The sequence below is a fragment of the Paenibacillus sp. M-152 genome, assembly GCF_003856555.1.
GTDB lineage: Bacteria > Bacillota > Bacilli > Paenibacillales > Paenibacillaceae > Paenibacillus > Paenibacillus polymyxa_C.
Genome location: NZ_CP034141.1, coordinates 5,048,416 through 5,064,108 on the forward strand (window position 1 = coordinate 5,048,416; position 15,693 = coordinate 5,064,108).

Genomic DNA, 15,693 nt, shown 5'->3' on the forward strand with positions numbered 1-15,693 from the left:
ATGTCAACAAATAAAAAGATCGTACATGAAGACCTTCGCCTCATGTACGATCCGTATTCTAAAAGAAATATTGAAGTATATTGTTTTCTGTATTTACCTACAAGGTCAATGAGCTATCGGTGTTTATAGACTTTTCCTGCTTCTGCTTCCGCTTCAGCTTCAGATGAGCTACGACCATATACAGCGTCGGAACGACAAACAAGGTTAAAATGGTCGAAAAGATCAGGCCAAAGATAATCGTCGTTGCCAACGGTTTGAAGAGAATTTCTCCTATGGTGGCGATAGGGATCATCCCCACAATCGCAGTTAGCGAAGTAAGCAAGATCGGACGGAAACGGGCAGAACATGCCATAAGGATCGCGTCTGTCAGTTCAGCTCCTTCACGCCGCGCATCTTCAATAAACTCTATCAACACAATACCGTTACGCACAACGATACCAGCCAGTGAAATGATCCCCATAATACTCATGAATCCAATTGGCATGCCTGAAATAAAGCTTCCAAGAATTCCGCCTGCCGCTGCCAGATACACAGTGGTCATAATAATAAGCGGTGTGGAGACGGAGTAAAACTGCATCGTGATCAAGAGCAGGATGAGAAAAACAACGATAATGGCTAGTTTGCCCAAATCTGTAAAAATATCAGATTGCGCGGATGTTTCTCCTCCCATCTCCCAGGTGTAGCCTGGTTCAAACTGTGTATGGGTTAGTTGGCTACGGATGTCATTAGTGAGTTCTGTAGCTGTACGCCCATTCGCATTGGCTGAAATCGTTACCGTCCGTTCCAAATCATAGCGGTGGATTTGCTGAATGGAAAAGTCCGGTTTCATCGTGACTAACTGGGATAATGGAATTTGCTCTTTTGCCGCATTGGTTACACTTAATTGTTGGAACAATACCTCAGGATCATCGTTTGGTTTATTCATGTAGATATTTATATCCAGCAATTCCTTACCTGTATCAAAATTCGTTACATTGACCCCGTCACCCATTAACAGCAGAGTACGCGTCAAATTGGAATAGCTAACCCGATATTTATCCAAGGCTTGTGGGTAGACTTGGAAATTCAGATTATAGCTTTGCATCCCCATATTATCGGTCACGTCTACAGCTCCGGGGGTACCCGCAACCATTTCTTTGACTTTAGCTGTCATGTTTTGCAGTTTATCAATGTCTTCTCCCTTCATCCGGATAGACACCGCACTGCCGACCGGGATACCTAATTGAGGAACCCGAATGCTGATCAATGCAGATGGATATTTGGCTTGCAACGTATGAGTCCAGCTATCCACTGTTTTCTGGAGATCGAATAGCCCCTCTTTTCCAACGACAGCAAGTTGACCATTGACCGCTCCCCCGGAGCCGTGACCGCCTGCAACATCGCTGTACATCTGAGGCGCTCCTCCACCTGCCGTTGCCGACAGCCGCTCTGTTTCTGGTTGTTTTTTGACCCACATCCCAATCTCGTTAATTACCTGATTGGTTGCCTGTAACGATGTTCCTTCCGGCATCGTTACGCTGATCGTGGCATCCGCCTGATCGGATTCTGGGAATAATTGAATGGGAACAACCGCAAGTAATCCATAAGCTGCCGTACCAATCATAAGACCAATCATCGCTGTTAAAAGCGGGCGTTGTAGTATTCTTGGCATCCAGTTTTTAGAGTACACATTGGATAGAGACTGGATTTGATGACCCAGAAGCCCGGGCGGCTTAACTGCTTGGTTACTCTGTTTCCCTTTACGGCGTTGATCATACCATTGGCGGAAAATAGGAATAATTGTTAACGACATAATCATGGAAGCTAGCATCGTTAACGAAATAACGGTAGGGATCGGTTTAATAAAGTCTCCGATATTACCCGGCAGAAATAACAACGGAGCAAATGCTGCAACCGTAGCTAGCGTAGCTGTAATGATCGATAAGGATACCTCTTTGGTTCCTTTAATAGCTGCCTCCGTAGCATTTTCCCCAAATTCAGAGCGTCGGCGTTCAATGTTGTCATTGACCACGACGGCATCATCAACCAATATCCCTAGCACGATAATGAGTCCGATGACTGAAATTTGATTCAGCGTAGTTCCTGTCATGGGCAAGAAAATAAAGCCGATGGCGATGGAAACAGGAATGGCCAACGCCACAAATGCAGAAGTTAGCAAATTCAAGCCTAAAGTACATATCACAATGACCGATAAAATAGCGATAATCATCTCTTTGGTCAGGTTTCCAAATATTTCACTCACTCGATCATTTTGTGCAAAAAGCAGCTCAAAATGTACATTCTTCGGCAAACTGCTCGCAAGTTGATTGATTTTGGCTGTTGTTGCTTTGGATACCGTTGGCACATCTGTTCCTATATCTCCGCTTACACTGATCGAAATAGCAGGCTTGGTATTCACATACGTATAACTAGCTGCTTTTTTAAAAACAAGTGAGGCAGTACCTATATCCTTCAGAGATATCGGAAATCCATCGTCATTGCTTGAAATCTGGACGTTATTTAGAATCGATGGATCCGTTGAGGCATTCACCGTCAGCTGATAAGTACGCTCATTGAAATCCATACTTCCTGTAGGCACTCTATCATTCTCATCCTTGATCGCTTGAACAACCTGCTCCCAGGAGATGTTATATTGTTGCATCTTTTGCGTGTCTAAGCTAACTCGTACCTCTTGCTCAGGTATTCCTTGAATATTAACCTGCGAAATACCGGGGACTGTTTTTAATTGATCTTTCCATTTGTTCATTAATTCATTTAATGAGTATAAATCCTCAACCTTATCAGAGGTGATCGCATATGAACCAATGAAAGAGCTAGTCATGCTATCATTGATTATAGGCTGCATCGCATCGTCTGGAAGCTCGGATTGTGCATCCTGCACCTTCGTACGAAGATCAGCCCATACTTTTGTCGGATCCGCATCATTCAAAGCTTCTATGATAATACTGGATTGGCCTTTCGATGAAGTAGAGGAAATCGTTTTGACACCTTGTACAGCTTTAATTTTCTGTTCCATGACCTTAGTAATGGTTTGCTCGATTCTTTCAGGTGAGGCACCCGGATAGATGGTTGTAACACTGGCTGACATAGGAATAACATCAGGCTGCTCCTGTTTGGGCAACGATGTAAAATTAAAGAGCCCTAGCAGTATGCACATACCAAAGAAAATGAGCGTAATTTTCTGTTTTTTAACGATATATTTAATCATTCGGATGACTCCTCCGATTTCCCAAGCACATCATTCCCAATTAAATCGCCATTAAACAAGGTTCCTGCTCCTTGTGTAACAATTTGATCGCCTGCCTGTAGTCCGGAGAGAACTTCGAATTGATTATTCGTTACTTTTCCCACTTTAATTGTGGTTTTAACGGCCTTACCATTCACAGCTTTAAAAATATAAGGATCACTTCCCGTGCTAATCACGGATTCTACAGGCACTAACAGGGCTTCCGCTTGATTCACACTTTTAGATGCGCTGATGACTTGTCCAGGTTTCCAATCCAGTTCAGGGTTAGGCAGGCTGACTTCCACATTAATACTGCCCGTTTTCGCATTCGTTGATGGGTAGATCTGAGTAACGGTCCCTGTTCTAATCTCATTGTAGAGTGATATATTTACTTTTTGGTTTTTCTTCCATGATAAGATTTCGCTATCCGGTACGGGAAGAAGTACTTTTAAGGTCTTGATATTCCCGACAATGAATGCCTCACTTCCACTGGAGCCCAGTTGACCATCGGCTACTTTTTTTTCAATGACTACGCCAGCGATCGGGGAGGTTAAAGTAGCTTTTTTAAGTGACAAGGATGACTGTTCATAAGCAGCCAATGCATCCTCGTAGGTAGCCTGCGCCTGAGCTTTACTGGCTAGCCCTTGCTGTTTCGTAGCCATAGCGGTCTCCAGCCCTGCTCTGGCCTGCTCTACACCAGCTGAAGCCTGGGCACGTTGTTCCTGTGAGGCTCCCGCAAGCAAGAGAGACAACTGCTCTTGTGCGTCACTTAAACTTTTTTGTGCATTCGTTAATTCCAGCTGTGCATTCTCATTTTCCGACAATGATGCTGCACCTGCCTGGAACAGACTTTGCGTCCGTGCGGCATCCGCTTTTTTCTTATTGTAAGCATTGGTGGCCGCAGTAACCGCATTTTGTGACTGTGCAATTTCCTGCTTTTTGGCGCCATTGTTCAATTCCTGCAATTTCGATTGGGCCGCATCGACCTGGGATTGTGAACTATGAATACCCGCCTGTGCCGATTGAACAGAAGCCTCCGCTTGGCTAAGACCGGCTTTTGCCTTTTCCATGGTTGCCTTGGCCCGATCCAGCTGCAGCTGGTAGGCAGATGTATCTAACTTCGCAAGGACGCTCCCTTTTTCTACGGAGTCCCCTACCTCAACCATAGTGTTCAATATACGTCCATCCGCTTCAAAGGAAACACTAGCTTCATTACTTGCCTGCAATGTTCCCGCCAGATTAAAATCATTGGCCAAAGGTTTCATTACAAGCTTCTCTACTTTTACCGGATGACTTGCTTGTGTTACAGAGTTCTCCGTTGCACTGGAGCAACCGGAAGCTACTATAGCTAATGCAATCCCCGTAATCATGATCCTGATTCCTTTTTTCTTCAACTTCATGTCATCCTCCCTGATTCTCTCTTCTAAAGGTGCTATCAGCAACCCGTGGGTCATGTAAACTTTTTTCATTTCTTTTTTTATGTTATAACAATGAACAAACAAAAAAATCGTACAAAGGGGCAAGCACCTTATGTACGACTGGGCAATGAAAAACATCTATTCAGTTAACATCTCTAAAGCTGTAAAATCCCACGTTCCAACGAAACAGCAACGGCTTCAGATCTGGAATCAACACCAAGCTTGTTATAAATATTCGTTAAATGCGCTTTGACGGTACGCTCGGAAATCCCCATATCAAATGCTATTTCCTTGCTTTTAAAACCGTGTGCAACAGACTTTAATATATGCCTTTCCTTATCAGTAAGAACTAAGCTGCTCTCGCGGGATTCTAGCTTGGCTTCTTTCTTATTCGTTGCAGCGAACACCCTTGCTGTTATTTCTGGCTGAAGCAACGTTTCACCCCTTAGCGCTGACTCAATCGTGCGAAACAGGTTTTCCCGGCTGGTATCTTTCAATAAATATCCTTTTGCCCCCAAAGAAAGTCCCTTAATCATTAAATCATCTTCGTTATAGGTAGTCAGGATAATGACAGGTGTTTCATTTTGTTTTTCTCTGAGGGCTTTCATTGTTTCCAAACCACTCATTTGTGGCATATATAAATCTAGCAATATGACATCCGGTTGAAGCTCCTCGATCAGTTTAAGAGCAGTTGCACCTTCTCCGGCCTCACCAATAACTTCATAGCTGTCATTGGTCTCCAACACCAGCTTTAACCCTTCTCTAACGACCCAATGATCGTCGACGATTAAAATCTTGTATTTCATGATAGGTCTCCTTTAGTAAGAGGCGCCTCTATTTTTATAGCTGTACCTGCTTGCAATATACTGTTGATATTTATGTTTCCACCCAGCATCCGTACACGTTCATGGATCCCTATTATTCCGTAATGTCCTGTTTGCTTGGCAATAATATCTGTATCAAATCCTTTTCCATCATCACGAATCTCAATTTCAATCTTACCTTCGTTATCCAAAATATTAATCCATACGGTATTCGCGTGTGAATGCTTGGCTACATTGGTTAAACATTCGCTTATAATAAATAGTCCATGCTCGAACAGCAGTCTGGGGACTGAAGCTTTAATTTTGATGTTGCGTATGACACGAATGCTCGTAGCCATTGTAAATCGCTGTATTTCTTCCTCCACTGCTTCTGCAAAATCAACTTCCGAGATCGTTTTCGAACGCAGATTGTCTATGGCTCGCCTTGAATCAGACAATGTCCTCCGTACTTGTGACATCGATTGTTGGACAATCTCTTGGGCTCTTTGCGTACTTCCTTTGCTCAGATGAGCGTCAATGGCTTCCAGCTGCATGATTAGCCCAGCAAGCCCTTGAGCCAGCGTATCATGCAGATCACGGGCCATGCGTTGTCGTTCATTGGCAATTGTAAGTTCTTCCACCTTTTGATGTGCGATTTCAAGCTCTTTCAGAACATTTTGTGTGCGGATTCGTGCCTTGACTTGTTTGAGAAAAAGAACCGCATAAGCAACTATAACAACGACAATTAGAAAAAATAGCGGGATGAACAGCACAAATTGCCTGCCGTCATTGTGAGAGACCACAGCCACACAAAAAAGAACGTAGGAGATCAAAAATACAAGAATGACCTTGAGCGGCTTATAATAAATACCTATACTCTGACCCACCAAAACGGGCATTAAACCCACTAGTACTATGGAGAAACTTTCAGGTAGAAGAAATGCACTTGCAAAGATCAAGCCCCCTTGTATCACAAAATAAGCCCATGAAAAATATTTTGCCACTCGATGAGCATGCAGGTACAAGAGGATGTGCAATATGATAATTATAGTGAACAAAGAACTTTGCAGCAGATTTAAACCACCGAACAAATGTTGAAGAATGACAGACTCACTATAAATTATAAAAACCCATATGATCGTTAATATTTTTGAAATATCCTTGTTCTCAACTTCACCTTCACTTTTACTCTCACTTGTTTCCGGATTTAGATTTTGAACCTGAACATTAGATGCATCGTTCATAATTCCCTCCTACAATTCTGAATTCAGCTTTTCAACTTATTAAGATATGCCGCTATGACGGCCTGGTCCATTTCGTTTGAACAAAAATCATTTATATATCATTTTACAAAAAAACGAAAGGAAAAAAACGTACACATGGGCAGTTTCACTTGTACGTTTGGGCATTGAGTACTTTTTGTTCGATACTATCCATTATGGCGTCATATAAAAAGCACGCAGCAGGTTATCCTGTGCGCGCTTGACCACTCTCTATTCTTCTTCCAACTCATCTGGCACATCATATTTATTGATATGTGAAGTCATTGCTGCAACAGCTTCGCTGGCATCCGTGGTGGCCGGTACTTCTCTGACCACATCATCCGTCTGATCCCGAAAATTCAAACGATCTGCCTCGATCTCTTTCTGTTGATTCGGTTTCATTTTTCATGTCGCTCCTTTCTATTCAAGGGTCTGATCTCGTTCTGTTAACGCGTACAAAGGCACTTCCCGTTCCTCTTCCGGGTTATTCAGCGCATAGATTCGTGCCGTCTCACGCTGTTCATTCACATGCTGAATATAGATGGGTAACCCATCGCACAACACATTTGCCATGATGGGAGAGGACGCTATTTCTTGTGCTCTTTGAACATTCATTTTAGAAAAAACCTCCCTTGCTAAATAGCGTTCGTCTTTACTATGCACGAGGTAAATATTTGTTATACACATTTCATGTCAACAAGCCCTTGTCCTTATTGTTTAGAATTGTGTTGGCGAATTTTTATGAAAGGATATCATTTGAAAAAATAAATATTATTGTTATTATGGATTGAGAGATTCAGTTAAAACTGCATCTTAAATGAAAGAGAAGGAAAGGAGCAAGGATGGATGTTAAACGTATTAATGGTTAATTTTCCGGCAGAAGGACATGTAAACCCCACGCTTGGGATCACGCAAGCCTTTGCAGCACGAGGGGACCAGGTTCATTACATTACAACTGAGAAATACAAGAATAGACTCGAAGCAGTTGGAGCGAAGGTTCACCTGCATCCTGATCTGGTCAGGACTGCTTCCATTGATACCAACACTCCGGCAGGACTGAACGCATTTTTGAATATTCATATCCAGACTTCGATGGACATCTTAGCCATCACCCAGGAGCTGTCCGAGCGTATTCAATTTGACTTGGTGTTCTATGATCGATTCGGAGCTGGTGAATTAGTAAGAGATTATTTGAATATTCCAGGCATTTCTTCATCCCCATCTTTTCTCATTTCAAATCATCTGATGGCTGCCAATCTCTTCCGCTCCGACGCTAAAGTACCGTTTCAGCCTGATGAACAAGTCACGACTTCACTGCATCTCATGAAAGAAAGATTCGGTGTTGCTCCCAAAGAAATGGTTCAATTTATGAACAATTCAGGGGCTTTGAATGTTGTGTATACGAGCAGATATTTTCAACCGAATGGTGAACAATTTGGGGATGAGCATCTTTTTATTGGTCCCAGCTTTCCGGAGCGTAAAGGAGAAAATTCATTCCCGCTGGACAGACTACAGGATAAAAAGGTTTTGTATATTTCGATGGGAACTGTTCTGGACCACACTGAAGACTTTTTTAACACCTGCATTGAGGCTTTTTCCGATTTTGAAGGCATCGTCGTGATTGCAGCTGGCGAGAAAGCTGACTTTACGAAAATTAACCCGGCCCCTGAGCACTTTATGATCTCGTCTTATGTTCCTCAATTGGAGGTATTACGTCATTCAGATGTATTTATTACTCATGGTGGAATGAACAGCGTGAATGAAGGAATTCACTTTAATGTACCCTTGGTCGTGCTGCCTCAGGACAAGGATCAGCCCATGGTCGCGCAACGGTTAACGGAACTTCAAGCTGGCTATCGAATAACTAAGGATCAAATCAATACACAAACGTTAAGAGATGGCGTACATGAGGTCATGTCAAACGCAGCGTATAAAGAGGGCGTACAAAAAATAAATGACAGCTTCCAGCAATCCGGCGGTACCAAAGAAGCTCTCGCAAAAATTGATGCTTATCTTGATGCTTATCTGCAACATAAGCGCGCCTAAAATCACACGAGCAAAATGGCCACAAAAAACAGGAATCTGACCATCCACGGTCAGGTTCCTGTTTGTGGTGCGATTCTATGCGAGGATATCCCACTTCTGGAACGAGACAATCGTACATTTTCCGCTCGCAAACGCATGAATACCTGTTGATTCCTTTCCGGGATACACTCTTCCGGTGAGAACATATTCACCGTCGCCGATGAATATTTCCACAGAGCTCTTATCGACGAAGATCCGCAGCTCTAGACGTCCCTCTTGTAAGCCTAAGGGCACTCTTCTCTCTCCGCCCGGTCCGATACCTGCACGCTCACGGTTAAAACGGAACAGACCGTCATCGGGACGATACGAGAGTACAGTCTCCTCTTCGCCGCCCACCCGCAGCTTCAAGCCGAATTCATCAGTGTTACCAGCCTCGAACTCAAATACCGCCTTCAGTTCGTAGCTATCTCCGAACGTCTCCATGATCTGCTCGCCTGTCAGCAAGATATCCCGCTGTTCGAACAGATTGGATCGGTAATTTTCCACCTCTTCAAGCGGACGGAACAGCAATCTGTCGTGGTTGATCACCGCTTCCCGCGGAAGACTCATCGCACCAGCCCAGTGGTGTCCCTGCTGGGTTGGCATCTCCGACTCCCACATATCCATCCATCCGATGATGATACGCCGCCCTTTATCGTCCAAGGTTGACTGCGGGGCATAGAAATCGAATCCGTGATCTACCTGAGCATACTGCTCTGCCCTAAATGTTCCAGCCTCCGCATTGAAATCACCTATACCGTACATGGTGGAATGCAGATTACGGTATGCTTCTCCCTGAGCAGGCATGCGCTGTGGAGACAGCATGAATACGTGCCGACCGCCAAGCGGGAACAAATCCGGACACTCCCAATTATCGCCGTAGCGTCCGTCACTCACAGCCAGCACATTGACATACGTCCAGTTTCTCAGGTCTTCAGATCTGTAAAGCAGTACAAGCCCGTTCCCTTGGGCATCATTAGAGCCAAGAACGACGTAGTATTGATCTTCGTGCCTGAACACCTTAGGATCACGGAAATCTTTGCGGCTGACCCTGTCCGGTATGGCGTCATAACCGATGACCGGATTGCCCTCCCACTTTTCGAATGTCACCCCGTCTTCCGATACTGCAATTCCCTGTGACTGCTTGTAATCCTGATCCTTGTCAGGCCCGGTTACAACATGTCCGGTATACATCAGGACAAGCTTACCGTCCTGCTCAACCGCACTGCCGGAGAAGCAGCCGTCCCGGTCGAACTCACCGTCCGGAGCCAAAGCGACCGGCAGATAGTCCCACTTCATAAGATCGCGGCTGACTGCGTGTCCCCAGTGCATCGGTCCCCACACCGATTTATACGGGTAATGTTGATAGAACAAGTGATACTGCCCGTTATATTGAATGAAACCGTTCGGGTCATTCATCCAGCCAAATTCAGCCATTAAATGGTAGTTCAGCCGATAATCCGGCCGCAGCCTATGCCTGGATTGGGAAATAAATTGATCTGCATTCTCTCTCGTATACACTCTAGTATGTTTGATAAGGCATCCTACTCCTACAGTTATTTAATCGAACCTTGCATAACACCCTGAATAATATATTTTTGGGCGAACAAATAGATGATAATGATCGGAAGTATCGTCAGTACCAAACTTGCCATCAATGGACCATAGTCCACTGTATAGGTCCCATAAAAGTTGTACGTGGACAACGGAAGTGTCCTCTGCTCAGGATCAACCAGAATGAGGGAAGGCAGCAGAAAATCATTCCAGATCCACAGTACATTGAGAATAGAAATAGTGGCCGTCGTGGGCATCAATACCGGAAACACGATCCTGAAGAATGTCTGAATCCGTGTGCAGCCGTCAATTAGCGCCGCTTCCTCCAGTTCCTTCGGAATACTCTTTACGAATCCATGATAAATGAAAACAGCCAGCGAGCTGCCAAAACCGATATACATGTAAATCAGCGACCACTTGCTGTTCAGTAGATCAAGTGAGCCGTAAATTTTCACCAATGGAATCATGATGGCCTGGAATGGGATGATCATGGAAGCTACCATCAGCATAAATGTATATTGGTTGAACTTGGTGTTGTTTCTGACAAAATAATGAGCCGTCATCGCCGCGAACAGTGAGATGAACAAGACACTTAACACCGTTATAACCAATGAGTTGGTGAAGGCAGCGATATAATTCATTTTATCGAATGCATTCATATAGTTGCTCATATCAAAACTCTCTGGAAGCGATAACGGATTCGAAGTGATGGCCATATTTTCCTTGAACGAATTGATCAGCAGAAAGACGAACGGTACGATGAACAATATGAGTATAACGGTCAGCACAATGAATTTGATCATGGAGGAAGCGATTCTTTTGCTTGCCATTACGCCTCCACCTCCAACTTCTTGCTAAAATAAACCTGAAGCAGAGTGATGAGAGCAACCATCAGGAACAGCACGAATGCTTCTGCCTGTCCCACACCATAATCACGGGAAAGGAATGCCTTTTCATACACATGCATCGACACCATTTGAGTACTACTGAACGGTCCGCCTTTCGTGAGCGCGAGGTTGACGTCATAGACCATAAACCCACGCTGCAGGGACAAAAATATACATACGATGAAAGAAGGAACCATCAAGGGCAGCACCATTTTCCGCAGTCTGGTCCAGCTGTTCGCCCCATCAATGCTTGCAGCCTCCATAATATCATTCGGTACACCCGTCAATCCTGCAATATAAATGACCATCATGTAACCCGCGTTCTGCCACACGGTTACAATCACGAGTGTCCAGAACGCTTTGTCAGGATCAGCCAGCCAAGTCGTGCTGAGCGCCTGAATGTCGGCATGTTGTCCCAAATAGACAAGCACGTTGTTGAAGATAAACTGCCATATAAAACCGAGTACAATGCCGCCGACAAGGTTGGGCAGGAAAAATCCTGCCCGGAAAATGCTCTGTCCTTTTAACCCTTTAGTCAGCACATAAGCCAGCATAAAAGCGATAACATTGATAAGAACAACGGTATAAAATACATATTTGAGCGTCAAGGCGAACGATTTCCAAAACTCAATATCCCGAAAAACGGCCAGATAGTTTTGGATGCCAACCAGCGATAGTGTCGTGGAAATACCATCCCAGTTTGTGAACGTCAAATAAATGCCGTACAAGAATGGAATGATCATTACCGTTATGAAGGCAAACAAGGTTGGCCCGGTGAACAGCAGCCGTGTCCGTAGCCGGTTCCATACTCCTTTTTCCGCAATCATGGTGATCCCTCTCTTTGTTTCGGATTTCTCTCTCTATTTCCGGGTAATTTGACAATAAGCCTTATTTTACGGTTTTCCAGTAGTCTTCGATTTCCTTAGCCAGTGTTGCGCGATCGCCCTGTTTCGCCAGATATTTTTGCATGGAAGATCCTAGCTTAGACCAGTGGTCGGCAGGCAGCAAGCTCATCGACTGCTCTGACTTGCCTTTTGCAATATAATCCTGGATGGATTTGCCAAGTGGATCGGCCGCAGGCAGTGTAATATTTTTGAACGCCGGGATAATGTTCGCTTTGTTTACGAGGAAATCCTGACCTTTCGCATCATAAACGATCCAGTTCAGGAACTTCTTCGCTGCCTCTTGTTGTTCCGGCGTACTCTTCTCCTTGTCAATGACAATACGTTTGGAAACAGCGGATGAAATCTCCTGATTGCCGTAGTCATCGGCATTGTTGCTGATGGGTACAGGCAAGAAACCATATTCTTTGTTAGCGGTATCAAAACCGCTGATTTGCGGCCATGCCCAGTTGCCCATGAACCAAATGCCAACCTCGCCTTTGCCGAGCAACTCCGGTCCACGCTCATAAGCACCTGCCAGTGGGGAAGCCTGATCGATATTGTATTTCATCATGACGTCGAATGTATCCATAAGTCCGTTAAATACTGGATTGGTAGCCAAGTTAGCCTGGCCCGCTTTCAGTGATGCTATGAATTTGTCCACTTCAGCCATGTCTTTGTTCTGGCCTGCATAAGCAAGTGGCAAATAATGAGCACCTAGGGACCAGTCCATTGGCGAAATCACCAATGCTTTCTTCCCGGATGCCTCGATTTGTTGAAACAGTTTTTCAAGGTCATTTCGAGTTTTAATTGTGGTGGGATCGAAGCTTCCGCCTACCGCTTTATCAACAACCGCTTTGTTATAAATGAATCCGTAGCCTTCAACAGCCAGCGGAAACGCGTAATTTTTACCGTCAACCGTCGTAGCTGTGGTAGCGTTTTCAACAATGTCCTTATTCCACTTCTCTCCGCTTAAGTCGAGGATACGGTCCTTGAATTTCTCCACATCACCTGTATCTAGCATGGTCATGGTTGGCGGGTTTCCGGATGCATACAATGCAGAGGCACGCTCAAAAGGCGAGCCACCGGTCGGAACCGGCTGGATTTCAACAGTGATGCCGGGATTATCTTTCTGGAACGCCTTGGCGGCATCCTCCAGTTGTGAAAGGATTTCACCTTTAGAGTTCAAAAGTGTAATTTTCACATTTCCCGCATCCGCTGATCCCCCTCCAGAAGCCGAATTACTTCCTCCTCCGGAGCCGCCACATGCAGACACCACCATAACCAAAAGAAGCAGCATTACCATCCATTGAACTCTTTTGAATTTCCTCACTGTTGTCATCCCCCTATTTCTATAATGGCTGCTGTACTCTTAAATAAAACGCTTACAAACGGATTATATGTCAAAGATTCAATCTCTGTCAATCGTTTGACATGTTAAACCTTTAACATTCTTTTAAAAAAAATCTGTTCCCCTTGTTAGAGGAACAGATTTCATTCAGGTCGTTGCACGTTCAATCAGTTCAACAGGCAGCCGATTAACAGGCTGTACCTGCTCTCCCTCTGCCTGTCTACGAATCAGCTCGACCGCCAGTCTACCGATCTCTGCAATTGGCTGTCTTACCGATGTAAGTTCAGGCGTCAGCCAGGAAGCAGCGCTTACGTCATCAAAGCCTACAATACGCACATTCTCCGGCACATGCCGTCCGGCGCGGATATATTCTTTCAATGCAAAAGCGGCAATAATATCGCTTGTAGCAAACACCCCATCCACATCCGGATGTTCATGAACGAGTTTGGAGATCATTCGCTCGTACTCCTTTTGGTCGAACACATTCAAGTCCGTTTGAACGATCACATGCTCGATACTATGCCTGTCCACAACATCTTTGAATGCTTTAGTCCGCTCATTGGACAGCATGTTCAGCTCCAGATTTCCACATATATGTGCAATTTTCCGGCACCCTTTGCGAATGAGCAGCTCCGTGGCCAGCTCGCCTCCGCGATAATTGTCCGAAGATATGTACGGAATATACGGGTCAATCTGCCTGTCAAATGTCACAATCGGTGAATTCAAATGTCGGTACTCTTCTACCTCCAGGGTATGACTCCCCATAATGATGCCGTCTACCCGGTTTCGTTTCAACATATCGATATACACTTTTTCCTTCACGGGATCCATATGTGAATTGCAGAGTAGAACCTTGCACCCCTGCTGATAGGCATAGTACTCCACCTGATTAGCAAGCTCACTAAAGAAAGGATGCGAGACATTGGGAATAATAAGGCCGATAATATTGGACTGCTTGCGTAGCAGGGATCGTGCTATTTCATTCGGTTGATAATTAAGCTCTTCCATTGCATCGAACACTTTTTTGCGTGTAGTTTCGCTGATATAGCCCCGGTTATTCATTACACGGGATACTGTAGTGACCGACACGCCCGCTTTTAACGCCACATCGTGAATTGTTGCCATATGAACCTCTTCCCGAACAAAATACATACATATAAACTATACCCTCTCCTCACCATTTCGACAACCTTGGGTATTATGTTAACTCATACATAAAACAGCGACAGCCGTGGACGAGAACTCGTCCTCAACTGTCGCTGTTTCATTAACTACCGTATCCCTTTAGTCTCCGTAACAATCCCAACACCATTCCCTTACATTGCCAGACATATCGCAAATTCCTAACTCGTTGGGTTTTCGTATACAGTTTCCAGATAAGTATTTGTCTCCGGCGTTATTTCCTTGTTTATGTTGTAATACGGTTTTAAGCCCTCATCCTGCTTTCCCCGTGAAGAAATGCCAATCGCTCCCGTTCGTTGAACAGTTTGCAGTTGAGTGGTTACCACACCGTTACGTTAGAGCTCCCACTACTCTGATATCCTTCTGTTGCTAACACCTGGTAAGACCAGTTGTTCCCCAGATGCATTCCTTTGCTCGCCCATGCCTTCACGTGATTGCTGAAAGTGATCGTGGAGTTGCCCCCGGTCGGTCTCTTCGTCTGTCGAACACTCCAGTACTGAATAAACGTCGTTTTTTGGCCTTCAATGGAAGGTGCGTCGTATCGCATTGTTGTGTAGATGTCATATGTGCCCCCATCACTGGTCACTGTACCTTTATACGTTCCGGTAGGTCGATAAGTACCCCAACTATCAACGACGTAATATTCGATGAGTGCGTTTCTCGTCCATCCGTAGAGAGCCAAATATCCATTACCGGACGGCGCCCAGACACCGGCATTGTAGTTAATCGTTCTGTTGGGCGATCCAGTAGTCCAGCCTTTGCCGACAACAAAATTCCCGGTATCCTTCCATGTTACGCTGTAATTACCGCCTGATCCATTAACAGCATTGACCGTCCCGCCGCCATCGGTCCAATTTTGCCAGTAGTCTGTCGCTGCACTTGAGGTTGTTGCAAACACTCCAAAACTCATGGAAGCTGCAAGAACTACCGTTAACATTTTCTTACTAAACTTAAACATACTTTACCTCCTACAATTTTTATATTTGCATTCTACACCTGCTTGTCGGTCGATTCTCTGTTGCAGTGCATCACTCATGTGAACCATATTCCGTGTTTCCTTACTTT

13 protein-coding genes and 1 pseudogene are annotated in these 15,693 nt (G+C 44.7%); 1 reads left to right on the forward strand and 13 read right to left on the reverse strand.

The annotated features are described in order from the left end of the window. Positions 1–97: 97 nt before the first annotated feature. From EGM68_RS22215 to EGM68_RS22235, 6 genes are all read right to left on the reverse strand, one after another. Positions 98–3,208: an efflux RND transporter permease subunit gene (locus EGM68_RS22215; RefSeq protein ID WP_129550024.1), complete on the reverse strand. Its 3,111-nt coding sequence runs from the start codon at positions 3,206–3,208 to the stop codon at positions 98–100. Next, the gene (locus tag EGM68_RS22220; RefSeq protein ID WP_129550025.1) at positions 3,205–4,626 is read right to left on the reverse strand and encodes an efflux RND transporter periplasmic adaptor subunit; all 1,422 of its coding nucleotides are present in this window, start codon (positions 4,624–4,626) and stop codon (positions 3,205–3,207) included. Before EGM68_RS22220 ends, EGM68_RS22215 begins: the two co-directional genes overlap by 4 nt. A gap of 173 nt (positions 4,627–4,799) precedes the next feature. Then, the gene (locus EGM68_RS22225) at positions 4,800–5,450 is read right to left on the reverse strand and encodes a response regulator (RefSeq protein WP_025674660.1); all 651 of its coding nucleotides are present in this window, start codon (positions 5,448–5,450) and stop codon (positions 4,800–4,802) included. After that, positions 5,447–6,691, reverse strand: coding sequence for a sensor histidine kinase (locus tag EGM68_RS22230; protein WP_058831019.1), 1,245 nt, complete (start codon positions 6,689–6,691; stop codon positions 5,447–5,449). Before EGM68_RS22230 ends, EGM68_RS22225 begins: the two co-directional genes overlap by 4 nt. A 249-nt stretch (positions 6,692–6,940) precedes the next feature. Beyond that, complete coding sequence (locus EGM68_RS25830; RefSeq protein ID WP_013373210.1) at positions 6,941–7,111, reverse strand: hypothetical protein; 171 nt, start codon at positions 7,109–7,111, stop codon at positions 6,941–6,943. An 18-nt stretch (positions 7,112–7,129) separates the two neighbouring features. After that, entirely contained in the window at positions 7,130–7,324 is a 195-nt protein-coding gene (locus EGM68_RS22235) for an H-type small acid-soluble spore protein (RefSeq protein ID WP_013373211.1), read from the reverse strand. A 231-nt stretch (positions 7,325–7,555) separates the two neighbouring features. On the opposite strand from EGM68_RS22235, the gene EGM68_RS22240 reads away from it, so the two are divergent. Next, positions 7,556–8,755 carry a macrolide family glycosyltransferase gene (locus EGM68_RS22240; protein WP_025674656.1) on the forward strand — a complete coding sequence of 400 codons (1,200 nt, stop codon included), beginning with the start codon at positions 7,556–7,558 and terminating at the stop codon, positions 8,753–8,755. Positions 8,756–8,830: 75 nt separating this feature from the next. Here EGM68_RS22240 and EGM68_RS22245 read toward each other — a convergent pair whose 3' ends face one another. The 7 genes and pseudogenes from EGM68_RS22245 to EGM68_RS22275 all read right to left on the reverse strand — a co-directional run bounded on the left by EGM68_RS22245 (position 8,831) and on the right by EGM68_RS22275 (position 15,586). Next, positions 8,831–10,294 (reverse strand): glycoside hydrolase family 32 protein, encoded by a 1,464-nt coding sequence (locus tag EGM68_RS22245; protein WP_129550026.1) that lies wholly within the window; start codon positions 10,292–10,294, stop codon positions 8,831–8,833. Positions 10,295–10,329: 35 nt separating this feature from the next. Next, the gene (locus tag EGM68_RS22250) at positions 10,330–11,157 is read right to left on the reverse strand and encodes a carbohydrate ABC transporter permease (protein ID WP_129550027.1); all 828 of its coding nucleotides are present in this window, start codon (positions 11,155–11,157) and stop codon (positions 10,330–10,332) included. Continuing rightward, the gene (locus EGM68_RS22255; protein WP_013373216.1) at positions 11,157–12,041 is read right to left on the reverse strand and encodes a carbohydrate ABC transporter permease; all 885 of its coding nucleotides are present in this window, start codon (positions 12,039–12,041) and stop codon (positions 11,157–11,159) included. The genes EGM68_RS22250 and EGM68_RS22255 overlap by 1 nt, the downstream gene beginning before the upstream one ends. 61 nt (positions 12,042–12,102) lie before the next feature. After that, positions 12,103–13,428, reverse strand: a complete 1,326-nt coding sequence (locus tag EGM68_RS22260) for an ABC transporter substrate-binding protein (RefSeq protein WP_013373217.1) — start codon at positions 13,426–13,428, stop codon at positions 12,103–12,105. Between the two features lie 165 nt (positions 13,429–13,593). After that, the gene (locus EGM68_RS22265; protein ID WP_025674643.1) at positions 13,594–14,598 is read right to left on the reverse strand and encodes a LacI family DNA-binding transcriptional regulator; all 1,005 of its coding nucleotides are present in this window, start codon (positions 14,596–14,598) and stop codon (positions 13,594–13,596) included. Between the two features lie 135 nt (positions 14,599–14,733). Beyond that, positions 14,734–14,844, reverse strand: a pseudogene (locus tag EGM68_RS22270) (SUMF1/EgtB/PvdO family nonheme iron enzyme); the annotation flags it as partial. A 103-nt stretch (positions 14,845–14,947) separates the two neighbouring features. After that, on the reverse strand, positions 14,948–15,586 hold the full coding sequence (locus EGM68_RS22275; protein ID WP_013373220.1) for a glycoside hydrolase family 11 protein: 639 nt from the start codon (positions 15,584–15,586) through the stop codon (positions 14,948–14,950). Between the last annotated feature and the right edge of the window lie 107 nt (positions 15,587–15,693).

Excerpts from the sequence above, each read along its gene's own strand:
- EGM68_RS22215 (WP_129550024.1), bottom strand. The coding sequence starts at position 3,208 with ATGATTAAATATATCGTTAAAAAACAGAAAATTACGCTCATTTTCTTT.
- EGM68_RS22220 (WP_129550025.1), bottom strand. The coding sequence starts at position 4,626 with ATGAAGTTGAAGAAAAAAGGAATCAGGATCATGATTACGGGGATTGCA.
- EGM68_RS22225 (WP_025674660.1), bottom strand. The coding sequence starts at position 5,450 with ATGAAATACAAGATTTTAATCGTCGACGATCATTGGGTCGTTAGAGAA.
- EGM68_RS22230 (WP_058831019.1), bottom strand. The coding sequence starts at position 6,691 with ATGAACGATGCATCTAATGTTCAGGTTCAAAATCTAAATCCGGAAACA.
- EGM68_RS25830 (WP_013373210.1), bottom strand. The coding sequence starts at position 7,111 with ATGAAACCGAATCAACAGAAAGAGATCGAGGCAGATCGTTTGAATTTT.
- EGM68_RS22235 (WP_013373211.1), bottom strand. The coding sequence starts at position 7,324 with ATGAATGTTCAAAGAGCACAAGAAATAGCGTCCTCTCCCATCATGGCA.
- EGM68_RS22240 (WP_025674656.1), top strand. The coding sequence starts at position 7,556 with ATGTTAAACGTATTAATGGTTAATTTTCCGGCAGAAGGACATGTAAAC.
- EGM68_RS22250 (WP_129550027.1), bottom strand. The coding sequence starts at position 11,157 with ATGGCAAGCAAAAGAATCGCTTCCTCCATGATCAAATTCATTGTGCTG.
- EGM68_RS22255 (WP_013373216.1), bottom strand. The coding sequence starts at position 12,041 with ATGATTGCGGAAAAAGGAGTATGGAACCGGCTACGGACACGGCTGCTG.
- EGM68_RS22265 (WP_025674643.1), bottom strand. The coding sequence starts at position 14,598 with ATGTATTTTGTTCGGGAAGAGGTTCATATGGCAACAATTCACGATGTG.
- EGM68_RS22275 (WP_013373220.1), bottom strand. The coding sequence starts at position 15,586 with ATGTTTAAGTTTAGTAAGAAAATGTTAACGGTAGTTCTTGCAGCTTCC.